Raw genomic sequence first — 15,241 nt, 5'->3', positions numbered from 1 at the left:
GAGCATGGAAAACGTATCAGTCATCATCCTCTTCCTCTTTGTTCTTTTCACTCTGCTTGGCACCGGTGTCTGGGTTGGCCTTGCCCTTATGGGCGTCGCGTGGGTCGGGATGGAGCTTTTCACGACACGCCCTGTCGGAGACGTGATGATCACGACCATCTGGTCAGCGTCCTCCTCGTGGACACTGACGGCCCTGCCGATGTTCATCTGGATGGGTGAAATCCTGTACCGAACACGATTATCCGAAGATATGTTCAAGGGGCTTTCCCCGTGGATGGCGCCTTTGCCCGGCGGGTTAGTGCACACGAACATCGTCGGCTGCACGGTGTTCGCCGCTGTCTCTGGGTCGTCAGCTGCCACCCTGACGACTGTGGGCAAAATGTCGATCCCGGAACTGAGGAAACGCAACTACCCCGAACGGATGATCATCGGTACGCTGACCGGCGCTGCGACGCTGGGCCTGATGATCCCGCCCTCTTTGACGTTGATCGTCTATGGTGTGACTATCAATGAATCGATCACCAAGCTGTTCTTTGCAGGCATTCTGCCCGGATTGGTGCTTGCGACGATGTTCATGGGATACGTCGCGGTCTACTCGAAATTCGGAAAAGATTGGAACCCAAACAGTGAAGGCAAACTGAGCTTTTCTGAGAAGCTCAAGAATTCACGCTTCCTGCTGCCTGTAATCCTGCTGATCATGGTCGTGATCGGGTCGATGTATCTGGGCTATGCCACAGCAACCGAAGCCGCAGCCTTTGGTGTGATCGGAGGTCTGCTTCTGGCGGCTGGGCAGGGGTCCTTGACCTGGAAAACGTTCACAGAAAGCCTGATGGGAGCCACCCGGACCAGCGCGATGATCGCCCTAATCCTGGCCGGGGCCGCGTTCCTGTCTCTGTCCATGGGGTTCACGGGTCTGCCGCGCGGGCTGGCTGATCTGATCGCCGGGTGGGAGCTGACGCGGTTCGAACTGTTGATGGTTCTTTTGGTCTTTTACATCGTTTTGGGTTGCTTCCTTGATGGTATCTCGTCGGTTGTTCTGACCATGGCCGTGGTTGAACCGATGATCCGGGATGCGGGTATTGACCTGATCTGGTTTGGTATCTTCATCGTGGTCGTTGTGGAAATGGCGCAGATCACGCCGCCGATCGGTTTCAACCTGTTCGTGATGCAGGGCATGACGAACCATGAGATGAGTTATATCGCCCGCGCAGCAATTCCGATGTTCCTGATCATGGTGGTGATGGTCTTCGTCCTGATCTGGTTCCCGGAATTGGCGACTTGGCTGCCAGAAAACCTTCGGCAAAGCCCGGGCGGGTAGGGGGCGTTGAACCCGCTTCATCTGGCGGCGCGTAACGGACCTTATGTACTGGTCGTAGGGCTAGTCGCTGGCTTGCTGTTGCCTGCACTGGCCGAGCCAATGCAGGCTATCTTGCCGCCCCTGGTGGCACTGCTGCTGTTCCTGACCGTTCTGCGAATAGAACCGTCCTTGCTATTGGGGTCTTTGGTTGATTTGAGGCAGGTGGCGGTTATTGTGATCGTGTTCCAGCTGATTTTGCCACTGTTGGTCGTGACCGTAGGCTTGATCGGAGGATGGACCGGTACGCCGGTTCTTCTTTCTCTGCTGATCATGGTGGCGGCCCCGTCCATCTCAGGCAGCGCTAATATGTCTCTGATGATGGGGCATCCGGCGGAACACGCCTTGCGCTTGATGGTGATTGGGACCGCGGCTTTGCCGCTGACGGTCTTTCCGATTTTTGCGCTGATACCTGAACTGGGCGACTTTCAATCCGTTTTGACCGCAGTTTTTCGCCTGTTCATGACTATTTTTGTGGCGACAGTTGCGGCAGTGTTACTGAGACGCGCGTTCCTTAGAAATCCATCCCCAGCTACGCTCAAAAACCTGGAAGGGTTGGCGACAATCACTCTTGCCGTCTTTGTAATCGGCCTGATGCCGTCCGTGACTGCGGCGGCACTGGTTGATCCGATCACTGCTGCGTCTTGGATAGGGTTCGCATGTTTGATCAACTTTGGGGCGCAATTGGTTTTGGTCTTTCTGACACGTAACCGAGTAGCCGCTGACAAGGCCACCGCGTTGTCCATTGTTGCCGGAAACCGGAATGTTGCGATATTCCTAATCGCGCTTCCACCTGAGGTAACAGCGCCACTTTTGGTGTTCATCGGGGCTTATCAAATCCCGATGTACCTGACCCCTATCGTGATGCGCCGTTTTTACCAAGCGACGGGCACAGCAGAATAATCAGGGCGCGACGAAACTCGCCGCGCCCTTACTTGTTTTAGAAATGCACCGAGCGGGATGTACCGGGTGCTTCCATCGGCGGGGCGAACTTGGTCAGGTCGATGCCGTCGACCGCCACCTTGTATTCTTCCAGCGTCGGTGTGCGACCCAGAATGGCTGACAAAACAACAACCGGGGTCGAACCCAGAAGGGATTCACCCTTCTTTGTCGCGCTGTCCGCCACGACACGGCCCTGGAACAAACGGGTGGACGTGGCCAGGACGGTGTCACCTTTGGCGGCTTTTTCCTGGTTACCCATGCAAAGATTGCAGCCTGGGCGCTCAAGATAGAGGATATTCTCGTACTCGGTCCGTGCGGTTTGCTTTGGGAAAAGGTCATCGAACTCAAAGCCTGAGTATTTCTGCAGAATTGCCCAGTCGCCTTCTTCTTTCAGCTCATCAACGATGTTGTAGGTCGGCGCGGCAACAACAAGCGGAGCTTTGAACTCAACCTTGCCGAATTCCTCTTCGAGGTTGCGCAGCATTTGCGCCACGATCTTGATGTCGCCCTTGTGCACCATGCAGGACCCAACAAAGCCCAGGTCCACTTTCTTTTCCGCCGCGTAGTACGAGATGGGGCGAATTGTGTCATGCGTGTAGCGTTTCGACACATCGGCGTTGTGCACGTCCGGGTCGGCGATCATCGGTTCGACGATCTGGTCCAGATCCACGACGACTTCGGCGAAATACTTGGCATTGTCGTCAGGACGCAGCGCAGGCTTCTCGCCCGAACGAATTTCGGTGATGCGCTTGTCGGCGATGTCGATCAGACCTTGTAACATCTGGATATCGTTATCCATGCCCTTCTCGATCATGATCTTGATACGAGACTTGGCAATTTCCAGCGATTCAATCAGCGTGTCATTGTTGGAGATGCAGATCGACGCCTTGGCCTTCATCTCGGCCGTCCAGTCGGTGAAGGTAAAGGCTTGGTCCGCCAAAAGCGTCCCAATGTGCACTTCGATAATCCGTCCCTGGAATACGTTGTCACCGTGCTGTGCCAGCATCTGCGCCTGCGTGGCATGGACCACGTCGCGGAAATCCATGTGCGGGGCCATTTCGCCTTTGAACGTCACTTTGACGGATTCAGGGATCGGCATTGTTGCCTCTCCCGTTGCCAGCGCCAGTGCAACCGTGCCCGAGTCCGCACCAAAGGCCACGCCTTTGGACATCCGCGTGTGACTGTCACCCCCGATAATGATGGCCCAATCGTCCACAGTGATGTCATTCAGCACCTTGTGGATGACGTCCGTCATCGAGTGGTAAACCCCTTTAGGGTCCCGCGCGGTGATCAGGCCAAATTTGTGCATGAACGCCATCAGACGCGGTGTGTTGGCCTGCGCCTTGAGATCCCATACCGATGCCGTGTGACAGCCGGACTGATACGCGCCGTCTACGCTGGGCGACAGAACTGTGGCGGCCATCGCCTCAAGTTCCTGGCTTGTCATCAGACCCGTGGTATCCTGCGATCCCACGATGTTGACCTTGACGCGTACGTCCGAGCCCGCATGCAGAGTTTTGCCAGGCGTTGTTCCGCGGGCATTGGCGTTGAAGATCTTTTCAACCGCTGTCAGGCCCTGACCTTCGTGACTGATTTCTTTCGACGGGGCGAAAGCTGATTTAAGTTCGACGCCCAGAGCCTCGCACGCAAATGTCTGCAGCTTCTTGCCAAAGACGATGGCATAGGATCCACCAGCCTTCATGAACTCCATCTTTTGCGGCGTGAAAGAGCCTGCCATGTCGACCAGGTCCTCACTGCCATCAGCGCTGTAGAGCTTTTTCTCTTTCGTGTTGATGGTCAGCACGGTGCCCGTTTCGACAGAATAGTGCTGCTCAAGGATCGGGTTGCCGTCGTTGTTGAGGATTGCTTTGCCATCCTCGTCCACTTTCTTGACCCAGTTCTTCAGGTCGATACCAATCCCGCCGGTGACGCCGACGGTTGTCAGGAAGATCGGCGAAATGCCGTTGGTGCCCGCCACGACCGGTGCAAAATTGACGAAGGGCACGTAGGGGCTGGCTTGTTTGCCAGTCCAAAGCGCCACGTTGTTAACACCCGACATCCGCGACGACCCAACACCCATGGTGCCTTTCTCGGCAACCAACATCACGCGCTTGTCGGGGTGCTGCAGCTTCAGCGCTTCGATTTCTTTTTGTGCGGCTTCCGAGATCAGGCATTTGCCGTGCAACTCACGGTCTGACCGCGAATGCGCCTGATTGCCCGGTGACAGAAGGTCGGTGGAAATGTCACCCTCGGCCGCGATATAGGTGACGACTTTGATTTCTTCGTCTACGTCGGGCAGCTTTGTGAAAAATTCCGCCTGTGAATAACTCTCAAGGATGTCTGCCGCGATTTTGTTGCCCGCATCATAGGCTGCTTTCAGGCGGTCCGTGTCAGCTTCGTACAGGAAGACCTGAGTTTTCAGGACTTCGCCAGCCTGAACTGCGATATCCTGTTTGTCGCCCAAAGCAACATCCAGCAGCACTTCAACCGACGGGCCGCCCTTCATGTGCGACAACAATTCGAATGCGAATTCGGGCGAGATTTCTTCGACAGTCACTTCGCCGATGATAATAGCCTTCAAGAACTTTGCCTTCTCACCCGCAGCGCTGGTTGTGCCGGGCAGCGTGTTGTAGATCAGATAGTGCAGCGAATCTGTGCGATGTGGATGACCGGTATCCTTGATTTGTTCGATGATTTCTTCGACCAGCGCACCATCGTCGATGGGTTTGGGGCTAAGCCCTTGTTCTTTACGCGTTTCAATTTCATCCAAGTAATCTGAATACTGGCTCATGGCTGTTTCCGCTTTGTGTGAATCTGCTGCTATAGAGAGGTCTCAGGCAACCCGCTTGATCGCTTTTGTATGCATCGGTATACAGTTGCTGCCGGGGATTCAAGATGCGTATTAAAATTTAAGTGGTTTGGTTCATCGCTGAACTCAGGTGACTTTTTGTTGGTCCGTTGTGATTGATATCGTGGCAGGTGCTAGGAAGGCAGGAGCCAGCAGGGTGCCGTCTACGCAGGCGATACGGTCCAACTCCGAGCAAGAACAGAATTACGGACTCGATCAGCCATTACTACGGCCCTCGGTAAAGTGGTTTGGAAGAGGGTGGAGAATGGTCTGTCGTAACGTTGCAGTGAAAGAAGCCTGTTCGATAAGACAAGCGACGCTACAAACGTCGCAACCGTCTCTCTCGTGACATTGCTGCACAATGCACTGCGGGGCAGTGATTGAGACCATGCTCGGCTGAGTGAGAAACTGGTGGCAAATTGCAACTCGATACGAACGCTGTTCAATGACATTCCTGTAAGCAATCGCACTCGCTGCTATCGTCAATTACTGGTTTTGGCTCATGAGCCTAATTCACGCAGCCAACGACCCCCAAAACTACTGACGAAGGACTTATTCCTATATTATTCTGCATTGGGATGGCGTCGAGTAAATTAATTGGAAAACCGTTGTATAACGATAATTGAATTAGTTTTTTTTGCAACACAGATTTGTGATTTTTTATTTTCTCTCACAAATTAAATAGACAATTGCGGGAGATTGGGCTGCGTAAATGTAATTGCGATAGTTGAATATAATTTCACGGCGGTCTTCAAGCCGATCTGCTTCAGGAGCATCGATCTGACATCAACTATTTGAAAAGTATCCGTATTGCTGACAAATAATGTGAGAGGCGCGGTAAAAAACGAGTTGATGATCCGGCTTTCCAGCGCTCAACTGTCGGGCTTTGCGGCGACATATTTTCTGAAAAGTGTCAATTGAAATTTAGTGAAAAAACCTCTGGATCGAAGAAAAACACCATCTGGACATATCTTGGCTGGGTAATGCACGCTCAAAATCAATTAACCAAAAATCTACTGAAATTGTAGAGTCAATTAACAAGGCGACAAGGAGAATATGCTGTGGGTGCCAATCACGAAGGCCGTTGGGATGGAACGAGTAGCCGCGACGAATTGGAAATAAATGGGATCAATCACGAGATCTATTTGTGGGATGGTGATGATGATCTCAAGACCCACACAACGAATAATTTGATGCCAATCTTGGCAGAGGAAACGACCGGCTCGAAATCCATAACAAGGCTGTCACCTACGCAAAGGTAAATTTAGGCGATGGCAATGACGAAGCCAATCTTGGTGCCGTGAACCTGACGGTCGAAGCCGACTCCGGAAACGACATTTACCGAATTCATAGCGGGTCAAATATCCATGTTACTCTTGGGCAGGGCCACAAGACGATCGTGGGCGGTGTCCTGGGGGAAATAACCGTTACAGAAAATTGGTTCGGTACTACGTCGGGTAGACACATAACGGTTCAATCATCTTCATTTGCCAACATCAGAACCGGTGGCGGCAATGACCATATCGAGAGCCTTGGTGTTTTCCGTGCGCATGTGGATGCAGGGCATGGAAACAACAATGTTGTCGTAAATGGCGCAAACTCACGGGCCGTTACCGGAAATGGGCACGACACAATTAGAGCAGGCGGATTGCACACCTATGTCAATGCCGGAGGTGGCAACGACAACATCCATGTCACCTCTGCAATTGGTGAAGTACATGGGGGTTCCGGCAACGATCAAATCCATCTAAACGCCGTTGCCGGGCACGTAGATGGTGGCTATGGAGATGACACCTACAGAATATATGCTGCGGGTGCCAATCTGACCGATCATCATGGCACAAACTATATTCACTTCAATGCATTAGGCGGCAACATCCAGTTGGGTGGTGGCAACGACGTAATTTATGCCAACGTGGTAGGGGTGAACGTAAATGCCGGGCACGGCAACAACAGGATCGAACTTGGCGCACTTGGGGCAAATATTACTGCCGGGAACGGTCATGACATCATAAATGTTCATGCAGCGGGAGGTGGCGCTGTAAATGCCGGGCACGGCAACAACACCGTCAATTTCACGGGTGCAGTTGCCGACATTCAGGTTGGCGATGGTCATGACACGATCAATGCAAATGTCATCGGTGTGAACATCAATGCCCGGGAAGGCAACAACACGATCAACGTACGCGCCGCGGGTGCAAGTATCACTGCAGGCAATGGCAACGACACAGCAAACATCTTTGCAGGTGCTGGTGGTGTTGTCTCGCTGGGACACGGCGACAACACGGTGAATTTCACGGGCGGTATTGCCGTTGTAAATGTTGGAGATGGCGATGACACAGTCAACATTGATGTGGTTGGTGCGAACATCAATACCAATGGCGGTGACGACACGATACGCGTGCGCGCGGTTGGGGCAACTGTAAACGCAGGTTCGGGTGAAAACCTCTTCGATATTGAGGCTGCAGGTGCCTCACTGACGGCGGGCTCGGGTGATGACTATGCCTATGTCGGGGCTGGCGTTGGGCTGCTTGATCTGGGCGAAGGCGACAACTATGTCGATCTGCGCGCATTGGGTGGATCGGTGAATGTCGGTGACGGTGACGACTCGATCTTCGTCAAAGTTTTGGGTGCGAGCATCGACGCAGGCAATGGAGACAACATAATCGACGCACGCGGATTCGGTGTGAATGCAACGACAGGTTCGGGCAACGACTCGATCTTTTCGATCGGAGCAGGCGGGCAATCTATCGACAGTGGAAACGGCAACGACCTGATTCATGCCTTTGGTGGCGTCAACATCGTCTCAGCAGGTCACGGCCACAATAATGTGACCGTTGGAGGCGCGCTGAACGTGGTTCAAGCCGGTTACGGCGACAATGTGATTGGATCGTACGGTGGATCGAACACCATTCTTTCTGGTCACGGCAATAACTTCATTGATGCCTATGGCGGTGCGAATATTGTTCTGACAGGCAACGGCAACAACGACATCGACGCACTGGGCGGTCTGAACATCGTATTGGCGGGTGATGGTCGCAACAAGATCTATGCAGCTGGCGGTGCCAACATCATCATGACCGGCAATGGCGGCGTGACGGACAATACGCAGCGCCATGTCCCGACAATCGACGATCTGGGCGCAAATCTGGTAGCGAACGGCAGCTTCGAAGCCGGTGCACACGCGCGACCCGAAGGCGGGTTCTCGTTTGGTACGCCCGACGGCTGGACTGTAGCGCAAAGCACCGTGACCGAGTTTCATACAGATGGTCTGGGTGGCGTAGAAACCTCCTCGGGCCGCACATTTATTGAACTCGCAGCAAACGGCGAAAACACAGCAATTTATCAAGACATTGGCACACGCCAAAACAGCGTTTACGAAGTAGCCATTGATTACCGGCTAAGAAGCGCATCCAACCCCGAACACCAGGCCGTCGAAGTTTATTGGGCCGGTGAGCGTCTGGGGACCCTCAACAACGGTACAGACTGGACCACATACACGTTCCGTATTTCCGGAGATGTAGGTGACACATCGCGCCTGGAGCTGCGCGCGGTTGGAGACAACCCCGGCTTTGGCGGTCTGATCGACAACGTTCGCGTGCAGGAAGTCATCGCACTGCGTGCGCCAGAGAACACGATTCACTCGGCAGCAATCGCAACGGAATACGATGGCAGCGGCGAGTACTCCGATCTGGGCGATTTTACCTCTGGTGGTCAGATGACCATAGCAGGGACGGCCCGGTTCGACGGCGTCAACAATTGGGAACGGGTATTTGACTTCGGTGGTAACCGAACAACCAACACAGATACCGAAGGTGGAAACATCCTTTTGACCCGTGTCGGCAACACAAACGATCTTAGGTTTGAGTTCAACGAAGGCGGCGCTGGCAGCACGAAGATCACGATCTCAGACTACATTGAGCAAGGCACCGAATTTGATTTTTCGGCTGTAATCGACGATCAAGCAAATGAACTCCGCCTTTACCTCAATGGTGAGCTTGCAGGATCAGAAACGCTGCATGGCGATGTGGCCGAACGTGTGCGCGCCAACAACTATGTCGGTCGCAGCAACTGGGATCCGGATGAGGCGTTCGAAGGATCAATTCAAAATTTCCAAGTGCTGAACGAAGCTGCTGATTTGGCGCAAGCCCAATCGTTGCGCACGGAACTTGCGTCTGGTCCGGCTGTAGTAGCCGAGTTGCTGGCCGAGGGACAGGTACCTGTTGGGCTGCTGTCGTCCGGACAAGCAGTCTTTGACGGATCGGGCGCCTACGCAGATCTCGGTAACTTTGAATCCGGTGGACAGATGACCATTGCGGGTACGGCCCGGTTCGATGGCAGCAACAACTGGGAACGGATTTTTGACTTTGGTGGCAATCGCTCTGGCAACGCGGATCCCGAAGGCGGAAACTTGGTTCTGGCTAGACAAGGTACCAGCAACAACTTGGTGTTTGCCTTCAATGAGGGGAGCAGCGGCTATACTGAAATCGTTGCTGCTAACGCTATTCAGCATGGTGAAAAAATCGACTTTGCCGCGGTTGTTGACAATGACAGCGATGAATTACGTCTCTACCTGAATGGCGAACTCTCTGGCACAGCGGCCCTTCATGGTGACGTATCCCAGCAAATCCGCAACAACAATTATGTGGGACGTAGCAACTGGGAAAATGACGCGTCCTTCCACGGAGCTGTCGAGAATTTCCAAGTCCTGAATGAGGCCGTTACGCTGGATGAGGCACAGGCGCTGCGCGGAAGCGTCGCGACCAACTCGGCGAACGTACTAAACGGCGCTGAATCGATTGCCGGATACGATGGCACGCAAAACTTCAGCGGCGGTTCACATAATGATCTCGGTGACTTCACCACAGGTGGTCAGCTCACGATCACAGGCAAAGCCCGGTTCGATGGTAACAACAGCTATGAGCGCATCTTCGACTTTGGCGGTAACCGAACCACGAATACCGACGTAGCCGGCGGCAATATCCTTCTCGCCCGCCAAGGAACGTCTAATAATCTCACGTTCCAGTTTACCGAAAGCGGCATTGGTGGCACTGCAGTCACTGTCGAAAACGTCATCCAGCAGGGTGAAGAATTTGACTTTGCGGCTGTGGTTGATGATCAGGCCAATGAACTTCGCTTGTATCTGGATGGCGAGTTGGCGGGTTCCGCAACTTTGCATGGCGATGTGGCCGAACGGGTGCGCGCGAACAACTATGTTGGTCGCAGCAACTGGGAAAATGACGCAGCATTTGATGGTCAGGTTTCCGACTTCGCTGTCTATGACCGGGTTCTGTCTGAGTCTCAGATCGAAGCAATTCACGATGGTCCGTTGGTAGTCGCGGAATTGCGTGGCCAAAACGATGTTGTTGAACCAGGCAACGAGATTGAGGCCTACGGCACCGGGAACCTGATAGTTTCAGGCTCCGGAGATGACAGAATTCGTGCGGGTAGCCTGCTGGGTATCGGTACCGCCGCCGCCGTTACTGCCGCCAACAACAGCGAGGATGATTTCGTCCGCGGTGCGTTTGGCACAGATGATGGAACTATTTATGGCGAAGAGAACCTTGGTTCCTCCTTCACCAACCTGCTGAGTGGCCTAGGTAATCTGGGCAACGTCATCATCGCGGGCAATGGCGACAATGTCGTGAAATCCTATGGCGGCGCGAACATCATCCAGGCCGGTTCGGGCGATGATTACATCGTGGCCTATGGTTTGGCGAATGGTGTGGTTGCGGGTGACGGCAACAACAAATTGCAACTGATCGGGGCTCAGAACGCCGTATGGGGCGGGAATGGCAACGATGAGGTGCATTTCATCGGGGATGACAACCTCTTCATTCTGGGCGACGGTTCAAACCGGGTAACTGGATTTGCGCCCAGCTTTTTCGTGCCGCCAGGTGTAAACAACGTAACGGGTCTTGTTGGGAACGTCATTATTGGTGCAGGTGGCGTAGATGATGTTCTCGTCTTTGGTACCCAGAACTTCTTGCTGCTGGGTGGCGGCAACAACATTGCGATCGCATTTGGCAAAACCAACGTCATTCAGGGCGCGAGCGGAAATGACTTCTTTGTTGGTCTCGGGGCGGGCAACTTTGTCAATGCCGGTGACGGCGACAACTTCCTTGTGCTGGGCGGGTTGCTCAACTTCGCTCTGACGGGTGCCGGTAACGATGTTTCGTTCCAACTGGGAACCGACAACATCGGTTTCTACGGCGGCGGCGAAAACCGGGTCTTTATCGGTGGCGAGCGCAACTTTGTCCTGACGGGAACCGGTGATGACACCGTTGTTTCTATTGCTGTGCCGACGGTCAGCCTGATCATTCAGGCGATCACTGGCGTTGAGCTGCCAACCGGCAATGTCGCCATCACGGGCGCCGGGCGCGATAACGTCATTCTCATCGGTCGCTACAACGCAGCCCTGACTGGCAACGATCATGACATCGCCATCCTGGGCGGCGAATACAACTTCCTCGCGGCAGGAGCAGGCGACGACATTTCACTGTTAGTAGGTAAGCACAATCTTGCCCTCTATGAGGGTGGTCGGGATATCGGCTTAGCTATTGGTCAAAACAACATTGTCTTTTCCGGGTCTGGTGATGACATTGTTGGGGTGATCGGTGAAACAAATGTCGTCTTCGGCGGCACAGGCAGCGATTTGGTTCTGGCAGCCGGGAAATTCAACTTTATCGTCACTGACAACGAATTGGAATTCAGCCTGATCCAGGTGAAGAGCCTGCTGGGAGAAGACGATTTCAATCCGGTTTCAGATCTTAAGCTCAAAGACGGAGACCAGTTCTCGGTTTCGGCAACTCCCTTTGCTGATATCTCTGCCTTCTTCCCGGATATTGAGTTCTCTGATCCGGATGTCCCGGACTATGAATTCCCGACATTGACTCTGGACCAGTATGATCTTCCGATCCCGTCAATTCCGGAATTGAGAGGTGCCCCTGAGTATCAGTATGGTGAACTTGGAAACTACGGCCTGCCCGAGATTTCGTTGCCAACAATCTCGACACCAGAGCTACAGTTGCCTGGTCAATCGTTCCCGTCGATCTCCATCCCGGACATCACAGCTTTCAACCTGCAGGTTGATCAGGCCGGGGTTCAAATCGAACAACAGACGAATATCAGCAACAATCACTTCGGCGCTGCAAACTCGTTTGGCCGGGACTTCCTTGGGGCCAACAGCTCTGACGGTAATGCAGGTACGATCTTTGGTACCGAAACAGATCTGACCTTCTGGCAGGAAGGGGAAGACTATGGCGTCGAAGGTTACACGCTGGCGGAAACCAACTTTGGTGTCGGCGACGCAGATGGGTCTGTAGATGTAAGCGGCACAAACACCGGTTTTGAGGATTCTGGTTCCTTCACCGCTGCGACACAAGGCAACTATAACCTGTTGGACACGTCGCTGGACTCGCAGGATGAGCTCAATATCGACCGTACCGGCGTTGAGTATGACTTCTCGGTGGATGTGCAGGCTGGCGATGTTGTTTCCGGATCGATCGAAGGATCCGTTGCTGTTCCATTCTCGGGCACACCAGTGGCAACGCACAACACTCTGTCGATCAACGGCACGCAAACCGATGTTGCTTTGAACCTCACCAATGACAAGACCTATGAGGTTCAGGTTTCGTACCTTGCATCCAGCGTTGCGGGTACAGAAGCAGATGACATTATCGTCTACTACACGGATGAACGCGGCAAGCAGGAGATCGGCAGGATCGATCCCACCGCCGCAAACGAAGAGCAGACGGCGAAATTCCGGTTCCGTGCAGAAGACGGCGGATCCATCAGCGTGGAAAGCCAGTCAGGCGGTGCGCCGGTTACTGAGATCACAGGGGTCGATGTCTACAAGAGTGACGTGTCCCTGATCGAATTGCCGACGGTCAGCTTGCCTGATCTTACTTTGCCAGAGTTCCACCTGAACGGGTTGGACCTGTCAGGACTGGAGGCCGTTGAGACGGCGCTGTCGGGCCGAGAGCTGTTTGGATTGCAAGTGCCAGAATTCGATATCCCGAGTGAGGGCTTAAAAGTTCCGGATTTTGATCTGTCCGAACATGTGAACAGGGACGAGGTCAAGCTGGAGGCACTCAGCTACACGATCCCTGCGCTGAACATCCCCAATATTGCGGGAATTCAGTGGGATGAAAGGATTGGTGACTACAGCCATGAATTCTCTCTTCTGCAATCGCAAGTCGTAGAGGCAGAGGAATCCGTAATAGCTCTTAATCCCGACTATAACGGTACCGGAGACACTGAAACCGTTTACGGCGATATCGCGGTGGCAGTGGGTGAGGAAAATCACGTCTACACCGGTCGCGGGGACGACGCCGCACTCCTGGTCGGCAAGAAGAACGTGTTCTACGGCGGCAGCGAAGACGACATAGCGATCCTCGCTGGTGAAACAAACCTGGGCATTCTGGGCACCGGTAACAACGTTGCACTGGCCATCGGTAAAACCAACAGGCTTGCGGCTCGTGGTGGTACAGATTTCCTCATTACTATTGGTGAGGAAAACAAAATCACAAGCGCAGGGGACAACACCGCAGTTCTTCTTGGTAAGAAGAATGAATACGAAGCGTTCAATACCTTCTCGGGTAGTGATGTTGTGCTTTCGGCGGGTCAGGAGAATGACGTCAAGCTTGGCTACGGAAACGACACTGCGTTCGTCATTGGCTACAAGAACGAAGTCGCCGGACAGGCTGCAGATGACATCATCGTTGCGCTTGGCTTCGAAAACGAAGTCAAACTGGGAACAGGTTCTGACTTTGGCGTCATTGCCGGCATCAAGAACGAAGTTCTGGGTGACGCGACAGGTCAGGCCAACGGTAGTGATATCATCTTCACGCTTGGCGCTGCCAACCGGGTCGACGCCGGGGGCGGTACAGACAGTATCTTTACCCTGGGTCTGGCCAATCTAATTATCGCCGGCGGGGACGCAGATCTGGTGATTACCGGTGGCGTGTTCAACGCAACGTCGCTTGGTGATGGCAACGATGCCCTTGTCAACTTCGGCGCTGGCAGCTTTACCACCGGTGGGTTGGGTGATGACTACCTGATCGATATGGGTGTTGGTTTTGCCACCTTCGGCAATGACGGCAACGATACGTTCCTGAGCGCCGGTTACGGCTTTACATCTGGTGGTGCCGGTAATGACCACTTCCTCAACTTCGGTCTCGGCACACTTGAAGCCTATGCCGAAGCAGGGATTACCATTCTTGGCGATGCTATCGGTGGAGTTATCAGTGCGTTGGAACAGGTTTCGTCGCTGCTTGGGGCCGAGACCTTCAAGGGGCCATCACAGTTCCTTGTCAATGGCACCGGTGTCGTAAGCCAAGGTGGCGGAGGCGATGATGTCTTCTTCTCAGGCTTTGGTCGCACGGTCGCATTGGGTCAAACTGGAGACGACAGCTATATCTATACGATTGGAAGTGGCGAGTTGGTCATTGGCGAACATCTGGGCACCGATATCCTTGGTGAACTGGATAGCCAAAGGTTCAATGTGTCCGGTCTGAATGAGGGGCTAGCCGGTGAATCGAGCTTGGAGGACATCGCACGGGGCGACGAGGTCAACACGATTTTCATCGAAACGGCCAGAACCGACCTGACAACTGACCTTACCATCGACAACCTGAAACTCAGCAACTCGGATGCGACGATTGATATCGTCGTGAACGGTGCGTCGGTCGGGAAAATCCTGCAAAACGGTCTTGGTGACAACGATGTCTTCCGTCTCAAAGACCATGACAGCACGTCGAACTTTACATTCGCCGAACTGAAGGCGAATGCCGCTTCGGCTGCGCCTTCGCAGCACACAGACTTCGACAGCGCGAGTGTTCTGGCACAAGGCCTGCAGGAAACGCTCAATTGGCTGAACTCGGTTGAAGCAGCGGATGCTGAGACATCGGAGACAGGTCGCGAACTTTCCACAGGCGAATTCGCGGTTGTGGCCGAGGTTTACGACACGATCTACGATGCCAAAACCGCCGTTGATGGTGTGATCGCCAACAAGACGGATAACTCGGCGACAAGCGCAGCCTAGTCAAGAAACCGAGCAGTGAAAATGACCGGCGCGGGACAAATGTTCTGCGCCG

General features: G+C 53.8%; 4 protein-coding genes. 3 read left to right on the top strand and 1 reads right to left on the bottom strand.

Annotated elements, in window-relative coordinates; all coding sequences use genetic code 11:
- The first annotated feature begins 4 nt into the window (after window positions 1-4).
- Both GOW16_RS21015 and GOW16_RS21010 read left to right on the top strand, forming a co-directional pair.
- Window positions 5-1,318 carry a TRAP transporter large permease gene (locus GOW16_RS21015; RefSeq protein ID WP_170419312.1) on the top strand — a complete coding sequence of 438 codons (1,314 nt, stop codon included), beginning with the start codon at window positions 5-7 and terminating at the stop codon, window positions 1,316-1,318.
- Window positions 1,319-1,324: 6 nt separating this feature from the next.
- Window positions 1,325-2,257: a hypothetical protein gene (locus GOW16_RS21010; protein WP_170419310.1), complete on the top strand. Its 933-nt coding sequence runs from the start codon at window positions 1,325-1,327 to the stop codon at window positions 2,255-2,257.
- 37 nt (window positions 2,258-2,294) lie between these two features.
- Here GOW16_RS21010 and GOW16_RS21005 read toward each other — a convergent pair whose 3' ends face one another.
- A complete protein-coding gene (locus GOW16_RS21005; protein ID WP_170419308.1) occupies window positions 2,295-5,087 on the bottom strand; it encodes a bifunctional aconitate hydratase 2/2-methylisocitrate dehydratase in 2,793 nt (930 codons plus the stop codon).
- A 1,357-nt stretch (window positions 5,088-6,444) separates the two neighbouring features.
- On the opposite strand from GOW16_RS21005, the gene GOW16_RS21000 reads away from it, so the two are divergent.
- The gene (locus GOW16_RS21000) at window positions 6,445-15,189 is read left to right on the top strand and encodes a beta strand repeat-containing protein (RefSeq protein ID WP_170419306.1); all 8,745 of its coding nucleotides are present in this window, start codon (window positions 6,445-6,447) and stop codon (window positions 15,187-15,189) included.
- The last annotated feature ends 52 nt before the right edge of the window (window positions 15,190-15,241 follow it).

Origin of the sequence: Ruegeria atlantica (assembly GCF_013033965.1) — a bacterium.
Classification (GTDB): domain Bacteria; phylum Pseudomonadota; class Alphaproteobacteria; order Rhodobacterales; family Rhodobacteraceae; genus Ruegeria; species Ruegeria atlantica_D.
This window is presented reverse-complemented; position numbering and strand designations above follow the sequence as displayed.

What these genes read in the sequence shown, in the direction of transcription:
- GOW16_RS21015 (WP_170419312.1), top strand. Translation starts at nt 5, where the DNA reads ATGGAAAACGTATCAGTCATCATCCTCTTCCTCTTTGTTCTTTTCACT.
- GOW16_RS21005 (WP_170419308.1), bottom strand. Translation starts at nt 5,087, where the DNA reads ATGAGCCAGTATTCAGATTACTTGGATGAAATTGAAACGCGTAAAGAA.